This is a genomic window from Pedobacter ginsengiterrae, assembly GCF_039537385.1.
Taxonomy (GTDB): domain Bacteria; phylum Bacteroidota; class Bacteroidia; order Sphingobacteriales; family Sphingobacteriaceae; genus Pedobacter; species Pedobacter ginsengiterrae.
The window spans coordinates 44,554-60,533 of sequence record NZ_BAABAK010000010.1 but is presented as its reverse complement, the minus strand read 5'-3'; the positions used below and the strand labels follow the sequence as shown (position 1 = coordinate 60,533).

Below are 15,980 nucleotides of genomic sequence, written 5' to 3'. Positions count from 1 at the left end.
TAAAAAAGCCCCAAACTAGGTTTGAGGCTCAAGATTCCAAATTTCTTTGGAATGCACAGTATATCTTAAATTGTTTCTTCAGAAATGAATTTTGCAGAAGCAAAATCACGATTCATACGAGCAATGTTTTCTAAAGAAATTCCTTTAGGGCATTCAGCCTCGCAAGCGCCAGTATTTGTACAGTTACCAAAACCTTCTGCATCCATTTGCGCTACCATGCTTTGTACACGACGATAACGCTCTGGCTGGCCTTGAGGCAATAATGCCAATTGCGATATCTTAGCTGATACGAAAAGCATTGCTGATGCATTTTTACAAGTAGCAACACAAGCACCACAACCAATACAAGCTGCTGCTTCGAAAGCTGCATCTGCCTGAATTTTAGGGATAGGAAGGTTGTTCGCATCTTGAGCGTTACCTGTATTTACCGAAATAAAGCCTCCAGCTGCAATAACTCTATCAAATGCAGATCTATCTACCGTTAAATCTTTAACTACTGGAAATGCAGCCGCTCTCCATGGTTCAACAACAATGGTATCACCATCTTTGAAAGAACGCATGTGCAACTGACAAGTCGTAACTAAATCTTTCGGACCGTGAGGACGACCATTGATAAACATTGAACACATACCGCAGATACCCTCGCGGCAGTCGTGATCAAATACAACAGGTTCATCGCCTTTGTTAATCAGATCTTCGTTTAACACATCGAACATCTCCAAGAAAGACATATCTGGTGAAATATCAGATAATTTATAATCAACCAAAGCACCTTTGGTATTGTTATTTTTTTGACGCCAAACTTTTAGCGTTAAGTTCATATTTCCTGTACTCATGATATTGAGATTTAAGAATCAAGTATTAAGTATCAGGTATCAAGATTAATTAATTCAAGTCTTGATACCTGATACTAGTTACTTAATACTATTTATAACTTCTTTGTGCTACTTTAATATTTTCAAACTTCAATTCTTCTTTATGAAGTTCGAAGTTTACACCTTCTTTAAATTCCCAGGCTGCAACGTACGCATAGTTTTCATCATCACGTAATGCTTCACCTTCTTCAGTTTGATATTCTTCACGGAAGTGACCGCCACAACTTTCGTTACGGTTTAAAGCATCGATACACATTAACTCGCCCAGTTCAATAAAATCGGCCACACGACCCGCTTTCTCTAATTCAGTGTTCAATTCATCAGCCGAACCAGGTACACGAACATTACTCCAGAACTCTGTACGCAAAGCTCTGATTTCTGCGATTGCTTCGTTCAAACCTTTTTCGTTACGAGCCATACCGCATTTCTCCCACATGATGTGGCCTAAACGTTTGTGAAAATGATCTACAGATTTTGTTCCTTTAATATTGATTAAAGTATTCAAGATACCCTTAGCTTTTTCTTCGGCCTCTACAAATGCAGGATGATCTGTTGAAATTGCTTTTACAGATATTTCTTTAGATAAATAAGCACCAATAGTGTAAGGAAGAACGAAATAACCATCGGCCAAACCTTGCATTAAAGCAGATGCACCTAAACGGTTAGCACCGTGATCGGAGAAGTTAGCCTCGCCAGTACAGTATAAACCTTCCACGCTGGTCATCAAGTTATAGTCAACCCAAAGTCCGCCCATTGTATAGTGAACTGCTGGGTAAATACGCATTGGCGTTTCGTAAGGATTTTCACCTGTAATCTGTGCGTACATATCGAACAGGTTACCATATTTTTCCTTAATTACATCGGTACCTAAACGCATACAAGTTTCTTTATCAGGATTATGAATACCTGCTTTAGAAGCTTCTATTTTACCGTAACGTTCTGTATTTGCTTTAAAATCTAAGTATACTGCTAGTTTAGAAGCACCTACGCCATAACCCGCATCGCAACGTTCTTTGGCTGCTCTCGAAGCCACATCACGAGGAACAAGGTTACCGAAAGCAGGATAACGGCGCTCTAAATAATAATCTCTTTCATCTTCAGGAATTTCTGAGGCTTTACGATTATCATCTTTCTTTTTCGGAACCCAGATACGTCCATCGTTACGTAACGACTCAGACATCAGGGTTAACTTAGATTGGTGATCGCCAGAAACAGGAATACAGGTTGGGTGAATTTGAGTGTAGCAAGGATTGGCAAAATAAGCACCCTGTTTGTGTGCTTTCCAAGCTGCAGTTACGTTACTACCCATTGCATTAGTAGAAAGATAAAATACGTTTCCGTAACCACCTGTTCCTAAAACAACCGCATGACCGAAGTGACGCTCAATTTCACCTGTAATTAAGTTACGGGCAATGATACCACGTGCTTTACCATCGATTTTTACAACCTCAAGCATTTCATGACGGGTAAACATCTCTACTTTACCCATACCAATCTGGCGTTCTAAAGCAGAATATGCACCTAATAATAACTGCTGACCAGTTTGACCCGCAGCGTAAAAAGTACGTTGAACTTGTGTACCACCGAAAGAACGGTTATCTAACAAGCCACCGTATTCGCGGGCCAAAGGAACACCTTGGGCCACACATTGATCTATAATGTTAGCACTTACCTCAGCTAAGCGATGCACATTGGCCTCGCGAGCACGGTAATCACCACCTTTAATTGTATCATAGAATAAACGATAAGTGCTATCGCCATCATTTTGATAGTTTTTTGCTGCATTGATACCACCTTGAGCAGCGATTGAGTGCGCTCTACGTGGAGAATCCTGGAAACAAAAACATTTTACTTTGTAACCCATTTCGGCTAAAGTAGCTGCTGCCGAAGCGCCTGCTAAACCTGAACCTACAATAATTACTTCAATAGTTCTTTTGTTCGATGGATTAACCAAAGGCACAGAAGACTTATATTTTGTCCATTTGGTTGTTAATTCTCCTTCTGGAATATTTGAATTAATATCTGACATATCTCTTTTGTGCTAAAAATTATTGAATTAAACCGAAATGAACTGCAATCGGCATTGCTGCAAACAGGATTGAAATGATAATCGAATACCAAATACCTGCACCTTTAATTATACCGTTGTACTTAGAATGGTTCCATCCCATTGTTTGGAAAGCTGAAGCAAAACCGTGCAACAAGTGATAGCATAAAGAGATCATTGCCAAGATGTAAACTGCAACACGTACAGGATCTTGAAATTTTTCTCTCATTACTGCATATAAATCTTCGTGGCCATTAGCATCAACCGTCGGAATCCCCGTAAAACGAGAAACTACCCAAAAATCTTTAAGGTGAACCACAAGAAAAATCAGCAATAAAGTTCCTAATAAGCCCATTGAGCGGCTATACCATTTACTGTTTGCCTTACCATCGTTAACTGCGTATTTAACTGGTCTAGCTTTTTGATTTTGCAAGGTTAATCTTAACGCTTGAAAAATATGCGCTAACAAACCGATGAACAAAACAATTTCACCCGCTCTGATGATCCAGTTGGTGGCCATAAAATGCGCACCAACATTAAAGGTTAAACCACCATCGTTGATAAAAATTAAAGCGTTGATACCGCAGTGTACTATTAAAAAGGATATCAGGAACAAACCTGTAATACCCATAATGAATTTCTTTCCTATTGATGAAGAAAGAGCATTTCCAAAACCACTCATTTGATTAAGATTTATATCTAATTTCTTGCAAAAGTATTTAATTATGAGTTTAATTTATAAACGATTATGACAAAACAGCGATAAATCATTTATTTAGAAACATTCTAAAGCTTAATCGAAATAAATTGAAAGGATTTGCTGATGATTTGAGGTATTATTCAAGTGATCCATTGCTTAGGATATCGAGAAGCAAAAAAATTAAGCAAAAAAAAAGTCCCGATTTGCATCAGGACTTTTTACGATTTATGTGTTCGAGTTTTCTTAAGCTACTTTTACATTTACCGCGTTTAAGCCTTTTCTTCCTTCTTCTACGTCGTAGGTTACAGAATCATTCTCGCGAATGTTATCGATTAGGCCTGAAGCATGAACAAAAATTTCGGCATCGCCATTAGATGGAGTGATAAATCCGAAACCTTTAGTTTCATTAAAAAATTTTACTGTTCCTTGTTGCATTATATTGTATTTTAATTTGTTTCAAAGGTAGCGTTAAATACCTATAAATCAATTTTTTATTTTTATAACTTAAATTATTATTAAATATATTGATTGATTGGCTGTTAAGCCCTATTTAGAGGAACGATTTAAACCATCGGTACTCGAAGTATCTCCAGGTTTTATTAATAAAGCTCTCTCAAAACAGCCTTTTGCTTCAGCTTTTCTACCTGAAAAGAGTAACGACCAGCCTAACATGTGGTTCCCATCATAATCGAAAGGATATAATCCCACAACTTTTGCGAAGTATTTTGCAGCAGATGCATATTGCTTCTTGTTATAGACAATTACACCTGCCCAGTAATTTGCCTGCGTATTTTGAGGATCGATTTTAAGGATATTATTATACTGTTCGGTTACCCGATCCCAGCTACTCAAAAGAGAAAGTGGTTTTATTAATCCGAATTTAGCTTCAACCGAGTTAGGCCGAATATTTACAGCACGAGTATAATAGTTTTGTGATGCGCTGTAGTTTTTAGCGAGGTAATACAACCATGCAATCCTTAAATTGATTTCGTAATTACCTTCAGCATAGAACGGCATAATATCATTAATGGCTTCCGAATAATTTTTCTTACTTTCTTCAGTGTAAGAATTTTGAAAAGCCTTTTGCAACGTCGCATTAGTTTGAGCCTTAACCTCGAACAGAGAAAAGCTGAAAACTGCAAAAATCACATATCGCTTTAAAAATTCCATGTAATGCCTCCGTTAACTGAGTGTTGTAAATAGTTAAATTTAAATATATTATCCGATTTACGCTCAAATGTATAATTCAAACCTAAAAGTAGGCGCTGTTTTAACAAAAAATAACAATTTACAGCGGTCTTAAATTTAGTTTTATCGAAACCATTGTAAATATATACGGCATCGTCTTCGGCATAATTATATTGATTACCCAAGGTAACTTCGCCTTCAAACCATAAATTATGAATGGGCTTTATCCCAATTAATTGTTGGAAAACTGGATTGTTTTCACTTAGCACACTAACGATAGAAAATCGGCTTGCACTATAAAAGCCCAAATTACCAGTTATATATTTTGTTAACTTCAAATTGTATTGTCTTGTTTTTTCATCGCCAATTTGGGATAAAATAAAATCGCCTTGCAAATCGCTTTTACTATCAGCAAATCTTATTCCCAGTAAACCAACATTATTTTGATAAACCAATTGTCTTAAATTGGAACGCATATAATGGTATGCTCCGATGAAATTAATTTTACGGAATGGGGTATAATTCAATTTAGCGTAGTAGCCTGGCTGTTCAATATTATCATTACGAATGGGCTGATTGTAATAAGAAAACGAAGTAGTTAAACTTAGTTTATAGCCTAATCGCATATCTACAAATGCTCTTGAATATGAAGAATTTCCTCTCTCGTAAATGTTTGTAAATTTTATTCCACTCTCAGCGCCTAGAGCAATTAATTTAAAGGGTTTTAAATTTTCTCCTTCTACAATATTGCTATCTAAATATTTTAATAAATAACCCGCATCTTCAGGCCTGTTGAGGTAACTATTGCACAAATAAGAATAGTACAATGCGATTTGATTTTGTTTATCGTTAATCAGAACCTTATCATATTGATGTAATGCCTCGCTGTAATTACCTCTAACAAATGATGCGTAAGCAATTCTCAGTCTCAAAAAGGGAAAATCCTCGCCGCTATTGATAGCTTCTTTACCAAAACGAATTAACTGTTGCCATTCTGCAGCATTATACAGTGCCAGAGAAATACTATCTGTTTTTTCGGTGATGGTTTGTGCCCAACTTGTCGTTATAAAAACAAACAAAATCGCAAAGGTTAACTTAAATCTGTTTCCCATTTTAATTTTATTGATTTGTTTTTGTAACAGAAATCGGCTTCGATAATTCCCTTATTACCAACTAAAAATTCGGCTTCCAAATAACTGGTTCTTTTTCCGAAAGTGAAATGAGTAGCCTTTGCTTTAACAACCAATCCATCGCCTTTTAATTGAACCGAATTGGTATAAATACGTTTTGTAAAATTGTAAAACGGCGCAACCAAATCCTGAAACCATAAATTCGGTTTAAAACTTTCTGAATCTATTGCATAAATATCGTCTGCTGAATGTGCAGAATAATTAATTTTATAAGCTGATTGATGGAAAAGGAACAACATCGATCTTTTATCGCCATAAAACCTTGTAAAATAAAATACATTGGCATTATTGATAAAGTAAGCCGTAGCAGCATTTTCGTGGCAATAGAAATAATTGAAATTAAAATTATCGGTAAAAACTTCCCAGGTTTCTTTATTGCCTTTTTTATCGGTTATTCTTGTAATATATCCTGGCTGAAAGTTAAATGCAAGTTTTAAATATGGATTAACATCTGGACTTTGAACCGTATCATTTTCAGCGGCGATTTCGAAACTTTTCAATTCACCCGATTCTTGACTGACAAAATAAGCTATTGGATAAGCCAAAGTTTTAGAACCAATATAAGGTGTAGATTGAACCTGAAAATGTAAATGTGGTTCTGGAGAACGACCAGAATTGCCACATAAGGCAATGATATCACCCTTCAACACATAGTCTCCTGGTTTAACTTTTGCTGTATTTTTTTTCAGATGAGAGACCTTTGTGTACAAATTATCTGCGTGTTTAATAACTATTGTATTGCCCCAATTTTGATTTAGATTAACCTGCCCAATCGCATTATCATCAATATGGGTAACAACTTCCTGAACAAGTCCATCAGCTGCTGCTAAAACAGGTTTGTTGTAGCAATAATAATCTTCTGGTTTATTCCCAGGAAATTCATAGGTTCTATGATCCAAATCTTTTAGCACAAAATCCAAAGCCTGATTCCAATTTCCTTTATGGGTAATATCGCCGTTATAACCTTGCGAAACTGTCCAGGCCCCCATAAATGGTAAGCTTATATTAAAATACCTAAAATCTTTTAATCTTTCTTGTCCGTTTAAAAATTGATATAGATTGGTTTCGGGAGAATAATTCTGTAAGGCGGTTAATTGCAATTTCCCAGGGTTTTTCCTCAACATAAAAAAGTAAAGTAAACCAACAGTTGCTAAACAAAATGGCATCGAAAAAACAGGCAAATTGTAAACGCTTAAGATCCTGGATAAACCATTTAAAATCAAAAATATAAATGGAATTGTTGCAACAGCCCATAAATAAGAACGCCATGATGGAATGAGAAAAAAACCGCCTATAGCACAACTTACCATCATAAAGTTTGCACCTAAATGGTAATTACTAATTCCTTCGGGATAAGTACCTGTTAAATGATTAATAACGCAGGCCGTGATAAAGCCGATAACGAGCAGGCTAAATCCGATTCGGGAATGAATAAAAAAACCGATACTAATGAGCAGGCCAGCCAGAATGCTATTTTGAAATAAAACCGCACTAACCGAGCGGAAAAACAGCGCAAGGTATGCAGGCATATTTACACCATCAAAAAAATTGAAAAGCTTTGCAAAATGACTGGCTGCACCAGTTTCTAACTCGAAAATTAATGAACTACTTTTCTGCATCAACCCCATTCCCGAATAGCCATTTGCAGCGGTTAAAACAACCCAAAAAGTAATTATAAAAGGAATTGAAAGCGTTGGCAAGGCATACTTCGCTAAAAATGCGGTGAGATTAACGCTTAATACAACACAAAGCAAACAAGCAGCCGCCAACCAAAGCCAGTATGCATAACCAAAATTAAAAAAGGTACCAAAACCAATACCAACCAAAAGTGAATTAAAACTGTATAATCCTGATTTGATATCTTCTTTATTAAAGCCTAAAACACAAACTAAAATCAATGAGCCAACAACACAAACAAGCCCAGAAAGGCCAGCATTAATATTAAATAAGGAAACTAAAAGCAATATTGCGCCTAATATCTTATTCTGAGAAAAGAATAAAATTGCGTAGCTATTCAAAGCTGCATTAAGGTAATATTGAATTTGTTTTTTCAATCTGATTATTAATTATTTTACTAAAAACCATATTTAAAGTTTTCAGCTTAATGAAAATGTATTGAAATTATGCAATAAATGCTTTGTCTATTTTAAATGATCTGGTAACAGCTCCATCATCTCCAGGTATTCTAATGTTTCTGGTGTTCTGATTTGATGACTTTGACCTTTTTGGTCGATCAACACAACCGAAGGCCTCATATTGATAAACTGCATCCACTGTGTCATGTTATAAGCGCCAACTTTATGAACAATTAAATGATCTCCAGATTCTAAAAGCGGTAAATTTATACTTTCCCGAACTACATCAATATTCATACATAGCGGTCCAAACAAAACAGTTTCTTCAGTATATTGGCCAGCCTCTTTGGCCACACTAATTTTATGGTCGTACCAATTAGAGGTAAATAAAATATTGATTCCAAAATCAACAATTGTTGCTCTTCGCCCATCACTAAGTCGTTTATTTGCAAGTACACTCCCAATTAAATACCCCGCATCGTCAATTAAAACTCTTCCGCTTTCTAAAATCAATAAGGGTAATTCATCTGTAGAAAAACTAAAATTTAAAATGGTATTTGTAATCGCTTCTGCAAATTCCTCTACTGATGGAACGGTATCAACACCAGGCAAATAAGCGCCTTTTAATGTATTTGTTGATGGAAAGCCTCCACCTAAATCTAAATATTGAATAGCGGTTTGAAGTTCATTTTTGCATCGCATGGCTAAATCGCAAAGTTTAGTTGCAGCAACCGAATAAGCCGAAGTAGATAACATAAACGTACCTATATGACAATGCAAGCCAACGAGCTCAAGATTACCAGAAGTTACAATTTTATTAATGGCAGTCCATACGTGTCCGTTTTCATAGTTAAACCCAAACCTATCCCAAATTGGATAAACGCCAGTATCAAAATTAACACGCACCGCCACTTTGGCTTTCTTATTAATTTGTTCGCAAATGCGAATAATCTGGTATAACTCATCGAAATGATCGATATGAATAAGGGAGTGATTCTCAATTGCAAGAACTAAATCTGCTTCTTTTTTATCTGGCCCATTAAATATAATTTGATTACCAGCTACACCATTTCCTAAAGCCTTGTGGTACTCGAAACCAGATACAACTTCTGCCCAGCTTCCCTCCTGATGAAAAATTTTACAAACCGCATTTAAGTAATTGGTTTTATAACTCCAAGCAAATTGAACTTTTGGGTAACGTGTTTTAAAAGAGCGAACCGCAGCCTGGTAATTTTTTCGGATCCGTTTTTCGGATAATACAAAAACAGGAGAACCATATTGCTTAACCAAACTTTTCACAGAAATGCCGTCGATCTCCGAAACAGGATCAAAATCAGTTCTTGTACCAAACTTATTCATAAAGCCAGTATTCATTTTTCTGATCGTTGGTCGTTCGTATTTTTGTTTCATTCTATTTTTAGTATCAAGTAATGCGTACCAAGATTTACTTAAAAATTAAAGCTCTCCAAAAGCTGATAACTTTTGAAATTCTTCTACATCTACAATATTATCCCAAGCATAACGGACAAACATTTTGCCTGCCTTATAGGATTCAAATTCTTCAATTGGCCTATTCATAGCTAAATCGACAAGTACTTTTGGTTGATTTTGCCCTGCTGCTGCCGTTAAATATACCCAGGCTGGAAAACGTGGATTTACTTCCATAATATACAAATCACCATTATCCTCCTTCATAACCTCTAATTCAAAACCACCTTTCCAATTGGTAGCCTTTGCAAAATCTTTAGCTAATTCTATAAGTTTTTTATCTTCAATGGTTATGCCCGCCCATGCTTTTCCTTTTTCGGTGATGTAAAGTTTTCGCATTGGAATTACGCTTATTGCATTTCCTTTTCCATCGCCCAAACCAGCAATATTTATCTCTATGCCTTTAATAAATTTTTGTACAATTATTGGGAGCCCCCACTTTGCCTGAAGTTTATAGAAAGCAATGTGTGCATCAGCTAAATTCGTAACCGTATAGGCTTCGTAGAACTTGCCCTTAACCATTAAAGGGAAGCCAAACCTTTCAGTTGACACATCAATTTCAGAAGCTGAAAAAATTACTTCATCAGCAGGTACATTAAAATTATTTTGCTTACCAAAGGCACTTAAGTTTACTTTGTCTCTTTGTTCTAATTGTTTATGTGTTGGAAGAAAGCTATGTATTCCAATCCCCAACAAATCTTTTTCCAGTTTAATGAAATTGAATAATTCCGCATCGAAATTTGGTATCAATACATCAATCTGCTCTATCGCCTGAATGTGTTTTAATCGCTCTTTTAAGGCATTTACGCCTGCTGTTGGGTATGGAATGCGATAAGTTTTATCAACTTGATTATGCATATAAATTGCTGGCTCCAGCGTTTCGTATGCTAAACCGATAATTCGTAAATTTTCCCCAAAACCATCGCGTAATGCTCTAATTACCGCCAAACCAGGGCCTGGATTATCGTTCGCATTCAAACCTGTAACAGCAATGGTTAAAGGTTTGGCTTGGTTTAGATCTGGAGACGCGTTCATAAATTTTAGTTGTTTGGATTACAAATCTAAAAGATTTGCTTCCTTTAATTGCAACATATAATCATCCCAATCCCGTTCCAATTGAAAGGATTCTACTTCGTAAGTATTTAATATTTTCTGTTTGATTTCCCCTTCAGTTTCACCAAGCTTCATGTAGGATAAAATTTCGGCAGCAATAGTGTTACTGGTAAAAGAATCGCCTGTTGCTGGATTGAAAATAAAGCCATTCTCGCTAGTTGCAATGTTTGTTTTCAATTTCATAGTTTATCCCTTTTGTTGATTAATGAAACTGCTGTAAGCATCGCCAATTGGCAATTCAGCATTAGCAAGATTTACCTTTCTATTGTGTATCGATTTTATTTTATTCAGGGCTACAATAAAACTTCTATGAATTCGGGCAAATTGATCTTGTGGTAACTTTTCTAAAACCTTTTTCATGGTCATTAAGGTTAAAGTTGGTTTATCATTATTGGTTAAATAAATTTTCAAATAATCACCCATACTTTCAATATATTCAATATCGCGAAGCAAGATTTTTATCATTTTATACTCCGAATAAACATAAATACTTTCATCATTTGTACTTTCCTGAATTGAGTTTTTATATTTATGAAAATCGACAGCTTTCTCTACCGCAGCTGTAAATCGGGTAAAATCAATTGGTTTTAGCAAATAATCTATTGCCTGCAATTCGTAACTTTCAAAAGCATAGTTGCGGTAAGCGGTTGTAAAGATAATCATCGGACTGTTAACCAAACTACGAACAAGCTCAACACCTGTTATATCTGGCATATTAACATCCACAAAAAGTAAATCAACAGGATTTTGTTTCAGGTATTCAGCGCCTGAAAGTGCATCTTCAAAAACCTGCACCAATTGTAAACCTGGAAATCTGGCAACATAGGTTTTTATAAGCTCTAAAGCCAAAGGCTCATCATCAATCGCAACACATTTCAAAGCCATAATTTATTTTTTGATTAGCAATTTACGTAAAGGTTTACCGAAAATATTTCGTTCAAATTTTTAATATCAAGTTTAAAACGATTTGGGTAAAGATGTTCAAGCCTTAGCTTTGTATTAACGATACCAATGCCTGAGCGTTCTAAATTAGATTTATGAGCATAAATTTTATTCTGACAAGAGAAATCGATCTTCTCACTTTCAATGCTTAAATTAATATTGATAACCGTCTTTTCTTTCTTGGTAACGCCATATTTAAAAGCATTTTCGATAAATGTCATAAAAATTAGAGGTGCAATATTTTTGCCGTCAGGCTTACCCTGAACATTAAAGTTAATTTCAGCATCGCCTCTTAGCCTTAATCTTTGTAATTCTATATAATCTCTAACGCAATCAATTTCATCTTTGAGCATTACAAAATCCTGAGTAACATCGTCGGTAACGTAACGCATAATGTTCGAAAGCTTCATAATGCTTTCGGATGTATGCTCGCTGTTAATTACCGACTGTGTATAAATGTTATTAAGCGTGTTAAATAAAAAGTGGGGGTTAATCTGCGCTTTTAAAAATGATAACTCTGCCGTTGCTTTTTCGGCTTCGGCTTTCACCACTTTCGATTCAGCTACCTGCCACCGTTGAACCGTACTTGTGGCAATACTCAACCCTATAATCATCATAAAAATAAAGAGACTTATTACATCTATATTTTCTGGTTGATAGAGGTCTAAAATCCCACCTGGTCTTTTCAAATTTGGATCTTGCATTCTTAAGTCTTCATTTGGCAAAGGCCCGAAAGGCATACCTGCGTTTGGCCCAACTACGCTATCTTTGCCCAACTGAAGCGATTGATTTAATCCTTTAGGTTGTGTATTAGCTACGCCATTTAATGTGGCCATTACATTTTTATTATGGCCGAGTAAGTTATCATAAGGTTGCGAATAGTAAACAAAACCAAAGAGTACCAAAAGAATTGCGCTATAAATTAGATATCGTTTTTTAAACATCAATTTTGGCACTAAAACCAAAGAATTGAAGTAAAACATAACCATATACGTAAGACAAAATAGCCAGTAATATGGCGATGCAAGTAATAACAAACTACTTTGCCCCGATTGCTCGTTGTTTATAAATAACAGCGGAAAAGTGAGGAATAAAAGCCAACCTGCTGCGTGAATAATGAAAGTTGGTGTTTTAAAGGGCTGCATTTTACAAATTAATAATAATTTTTCGGGCTAAGAGAAGAGAAAGAACATAATTTACTGGTATGCCATTTCTTCTTGTTGCTGATAATTTAAAACAAGTTCATCAGTCATTTTAACCATAAATGTTTCGTTAAATTGGCCTTCAACATCGTAACTTAAAATCAATAAATCGCCAACAATTTCGTGTAAAACCAATTTCTTGCTGGTGTAAATTACAGAAACTACATGACCTGCCTTGTTCAGTAAATCAGAAGCATAAATATGGAGTTCAGCCCAATCGAACAAAATCGGTTTCCCATCTAAATCATTCAAAACAGGAATTTTATTTTCCTGCGCAACCAATGCACCCATTACCGAGTAATTAAGTTTTTGGTGTAATGTATTTGCTTTTTCATTCTCTTTCAGCATTTGCTGAAAAGTATGTAACGTATTATTTAAACTAAATACTTTAGATTTCTTTTGAAACTCTTTGTAACTATCGTGAAATATCCTCCTTTCAAAATCTGTTTTACACATAAAGTTGAAATATTGTTTTGCACTGAGGTTAATGTAAGCTAAAGCCATAATATTCGGTTTTGTTGCTGATTCAAATATGAAATAATAAAACGCTGAAATTTATAAAGTATCGGTAAACACTGATTATCAATCGGTAAATCGCTAAACTAAATTCGTATTATGAATTTAGGATGAATATTGATTTACTAGTAAAACGATAAGAAAAACAAAATCGCTTCAATTAGAGCAAGAATATTTTATGTTAAAGGTTTTTAATGAGCTTTATTGCATTTCATAGTAGCTTGACTAGCTATTAGTTTCAAAAGAAAATGGTTAACCCAGCCAGAACAATTGAAACTTCTCAAAACACTTTTAAATTTTAACAGGTTATTCTATTCAAAGTATTTATAACCAAAATCTTAAATATGGAAACGAGAAATAACCATGCCTTGATTCAGGCCTTATTAGATTGCGCATTAGCTTGCGAACATTGCGCATCATCTTGCCTAAAAGAAGAAGATATAAACATGATGATTGATTGTATAAAGCTTGATCGGGATTGTGCAGACATCTGCACACAAGCAGCAAGATTATTACAGCGAGATTCTGTAATCGGCCATCAATACCTATTGCTTTGCGAGGAAATTTGCAAACTCTGTGCCGCTGAATGTGGTAAACACGACCATGAACATTGCAGACAATGCGCTGTTGCTTGTGAAGAATGTGCGGAAGCCTGTCACGCAAATCATGAACCTATTAAACAAGCGTAAAACAAAAAAGGTTCTGATTTTACAACCAGAACCTTTTTAGTCTATTCGTTTAATTAATTATTGTGCAGGAAAACTAAAGTTAAAAGTTCCCTGTGCACTCACACCCGACATATAAATCATACCGTTTCTAGTTTGAGGCAAAGCTTTTTGAACTTCTGCTACGGTACTAACTGGTTGTCCGTTTACTTTAGTTATAATTAAGCCTTTTTCTACACCAATATTATCAAATGCTTTTCCTGTAGTTACCGAAGTTACCACAACACCACTATTAATACCCAATTTAGATTTTTGAGCAGGCGTTGCTGGCGCAAATGTTGCACCTAATTTCGATACCTCTACAGCTTTTGTAGCCGCAGTACTAGAAGCAGAATTTGCAGCTGGCTCACCTCTTAGAGTTACCATATAATCTTTCAGTGCACCATCTCTCAAAACCGTTAACTTAACTTTATCACCAGGATTCAAACGACCAACTCTTTCTTGTAAATCTGGTGAGTCGTTAATAACCACACCATCAACTTTCTTAATTACATCGCCAGATTTTAAGCCTGCTGCTTCTGCACCACCTTTAGCTACAACATCATTAACATACAAGCCGCTAATTTCATTGGTTTTAATGTCTGCTGGTTTTTCATCACCACTTAAAGGCACAAAGCTCACGCCAATATAACCACGTTTAACCGAGCCATATTTCATAAAATCATCAACAATTTTGCGTGCAAGGTTTACTGGAATAGCGAAACCGTAACCTTGATTATATCCACTTTGTGATGCGATTGCAGAGTTAATACCAACCAATTCGCCATTTGCATTTACCAATGCACCACCACTGTTACCTGGATTAATTGCTGCATCGGTTTGAATGAAAGATTCGATACTTGTATTTGCAGGGCGTTCTGGTCTTTTACCTGTACGTTGATACTCTCTGTATTCTTCTTCGGTAATTTCGTTGCCTTGTTGCTCACGGCCAATAATACCAATACTTCGGTTTTTAGCACTTACAATACCAGCAGTTACCGTTGTATTTAAATCTAAAGGGAAACCAACGGCTAAAACCCATTCGCCAACCTGAACATTATCAGAGTTACCCATTTTCACCACTGGTAATCCAGTTGCATTTACTTTAATCAGCGCTAAGTCTGTATTCGGATCGCGACCAATAACTTTCGCTTCCACTTTACGTCTATCCGTTAAAACCACTTCTACTTTCTCCGCATTTTCTACTACGTGGTTATTGGTAACGATGTATCCATCCTGGCTAATAATTACGCCCGAACCCGACGCAGCTCTTGGCTGACGTTGCATTTGGCGACCGCCACCACCAAAGAAATCTTCCATCATGTCGAATGGCGAAGAACTTCCCTGGCTTTTGCCCGATGCTGAATAAGTTGTTTTAATGTGAACCACACCAGGTGCCACCGCTGCTGCGGCTTGTACAAAATCTGTACTGCCAGCCGATGTTACCTTAAGCGGATTATTTGCAAAATATAAATTCTGTTTCTCAGAAATTGTATTGCCTGTTTGGTTACGTTCGAATAATTTATAACCTCCAATTGCTGCTGCCCCACCTATAAAAGCAGCTAAAACCGTAATTCCTAATATCTTTTTCATGTGTTTTGAAATTGTTTTTTTAAATTTCCCCACTATTAATTATAAGCCCAATTGCTAGCTAATTGTTTGGTCAACCTATAATAAATTCGTGCTTTTAATTTTTGTTAATTCGCGAGAGCATATTCACTTTGATTTAAGCAGATGGCTCAGGCAGTTTTTATCTGCTCAAATTTTCTTTTGTAAGTTTATTCAAATTTAATACCATATAAACGATATTTGTATAACAAAAGCACTTGTTTCGATGTTAAAAAATGTTAAATCAAAAAACAAGCGCGTATTATAGCTTTTTTGCAACTCAAATATTGCATTAAAAAATGAAGGTTTCATGAAACCTGTAATGAGTTTAT

General features: G+C 35.7%; 15 protein-coding genes. 1 reads left to right on the top strand and 14 read right to left on the bottom strand.

Annotated features, from left to right (window positions below; genetic code table 11):
- Positions 1-65: 65 nt before the first annotated feature.
- From ABD692_RS09750 to ABD692_RS09690, 13 genes are all read right to left on the bottom strand, one after another.
- The gene (locus tag ABD692_RS09750; RefSeq protein WP_316755779.1) at positions 66-836 is read right to left on the bottom strand and encodes a succinate dehydrogenase/fumarate reductase iron-sulfur subunit; all 771 of its coding nucleotides are present in this window, start codon (positions 834-836) and stop codon (positions 66-68) included.
- 88 nt (positions 837-924) lie between these two features.
- Entirely contained in the window at positions 925-2,904 is a 1,980-nt protein-coding gene (locus ABD692_RS09745; protein ID WP_316755777.1) for a fumarate reductase/succinate dehydrogenase flavoprotein subunit, read from the bottom strand.
- A 19-nt stretch (positions 2,905-2,923) separates the two neighbouring features.
- Positions 2,924-3,604: a succinate dehydrogenase cytochrome b subunit gene (locus tag ABD692_RS09740; RefSeq protein WP_316755775.1), complete on the bottom strand. Its 681-nt coding sequence runs from the start codon at positions 3,602-3,604 to the stop codon at positions 2,924-2,926.
- Between the two features lie 261 nt (positions 3,605-3,865).
- Positions 3,866-4,057 (bottom strand): cold-shock protein, encoded by a 192-nt coding sequence (locus ABD692_RS09735; protein WP_121952386.1) that lies wholly within the window; start codon positions 4,055-4,057, stop codon positions 3,866-3,868.
- A 111-nt stretch (positions 4,058-4,168) separates the two neighbouring features.
- Positions 4,169-4,792, bottom strand: coding sequence for a tetratricopeptide repeat protein (locus ABD692_RS09730; RefSeq protein ID WP_344766617.1), 624 nt, complete (start codon positions 4,790-4,792; stop codon positions 4,169-4,171).
- Positions 4,780-5,922, bottom strand: coding sequence for a tetratricopeptide repeat protein (locus ABD692_RS09725; protein ID WP_344766615.1), 1,143 nt, complete (start codon positions 5,920-5,922; stop codon positions 4,780-4,782). The genes ABD692_RS09730 and ABD692_RS09725 overlap by 13 nt, the downstream gene beginning before the upstream one ends.
- The gene (locus ABD692_RS09720; protein WP_344766613.1) at positions 5,901-8,054 is read right to left on the bottom strand and encodes an urea transporter; all 2,154 of its coding nucleotides are present in this window, start codon (positions 8,052-8,054) and stop codon (positions 5,901-5,903) included. The genes ABD692_RS09725 and ABD692_RS09720 overlap by 22 nt, the downstream gene beginning before the upstream one ends.
- 87 nt (positions 8,055-8,141) lie before the next feature.
- A complete protein-coding gene (locus ABD692_RS09715; RefSeq protein WP_344766611.1) occupies positions 8,142-9,485 on the bottom strand; it encodes a type III PLP-dependent enzyme domain-containing protein in 1,344 nt (447 codons plus the stop codon).
- A gap of 45 nt (positions 9,486-9,530) precedes the next feature.
- Entirely contained in the window at positions 9,531-10,598 is a 1,068-nt protein-coding gene (locus ABD692_RS09710) for an ATP-grasp domain-containing protein (RefSeq protein WP_344766609.1), read from the bottom strand.
- Between the two features lie 18 nt (positions 10,599-10,616).
- The gene (locus tag ABD692_RS09705; protein ID WP_344766607.1) at positions 10,617-10,859 is read right to left on the bottom strand and encodes a PqqD family protein; all 243 of its coding nucleotides are present in this window, start codon (positions 10,857-10,859) and stop codon (positions 10,617-10,619) included.
- Between the two features lie 3 nt (positions 10,860-10,862).
- Positions 10,863-11,561: a LytR/AlgR family response regulator transcription factor gene (locus tag ABD692_RS09700; RefSeq protein WP_316755758.1), complete on the bottom strand. Its 699-nt coding sequence runs from the start codon at positions 11,559-11,561 to the stop codon at positions 10,863-10,865.
- 14 nt (positions 11,562-11,575) lie between these two features.
- Positions 11,576-12,763, bottom strand: coding sequence for a sensor histidine kinase (locus ABD692_RS09695; protein ID WP_344766605.1), 1,188 nt, complete (start codon positions 12,761-12,763; stop codon positions 11,576-11,578).
- Positions 12,764-12,814: 51 nt separating this feature from the next.
- Positions 12,815-13,324 (bottom strand): hypothetical protein, encoded by a 510-nt coding sequence (locus ABD692_RS09690; RefSeq protein WP_344766603.1) that lies wholly within the window; start codon positions 13,322-13,324, stop codon positions 12,815-12,817.
- 356 nt (positions 13,325-13,680) lie between these two features.
- Here ABD692_RS09690 and ABD692_RS09685 point away from each other — a divergent pair, with 356 nt between their 5' ends.
- Complete coding sequence (locus ABD692_RS09685) at positions 13,681-14,025, top strand: four-helix bundle copper-binding protein (protein WP_344766601.1); 345 nt, start codon at positions 13,681-13,683, stop codon at positions 14,023-14,025.
- A gap of 57 nt (positions 14,026-14,082) precedes the next feature.
- Here the strand turns inward: ABD692_RS09685 and ABD692_RS09680 are convergent, their stop codons facing one another.
- A complete protein-coding gene (locus tag ABD692_RS09680) occupies positions 14,083-15,633 on the bottom strand; it encodes a trypsin-like peptidase domain-containing protein (RefSeq protein ID WP_344766599.1) in 1,551 nt (516 codons plus the stop codon).
- Positions 15,634-15,980: the final 347 nt, after the last annotated feature.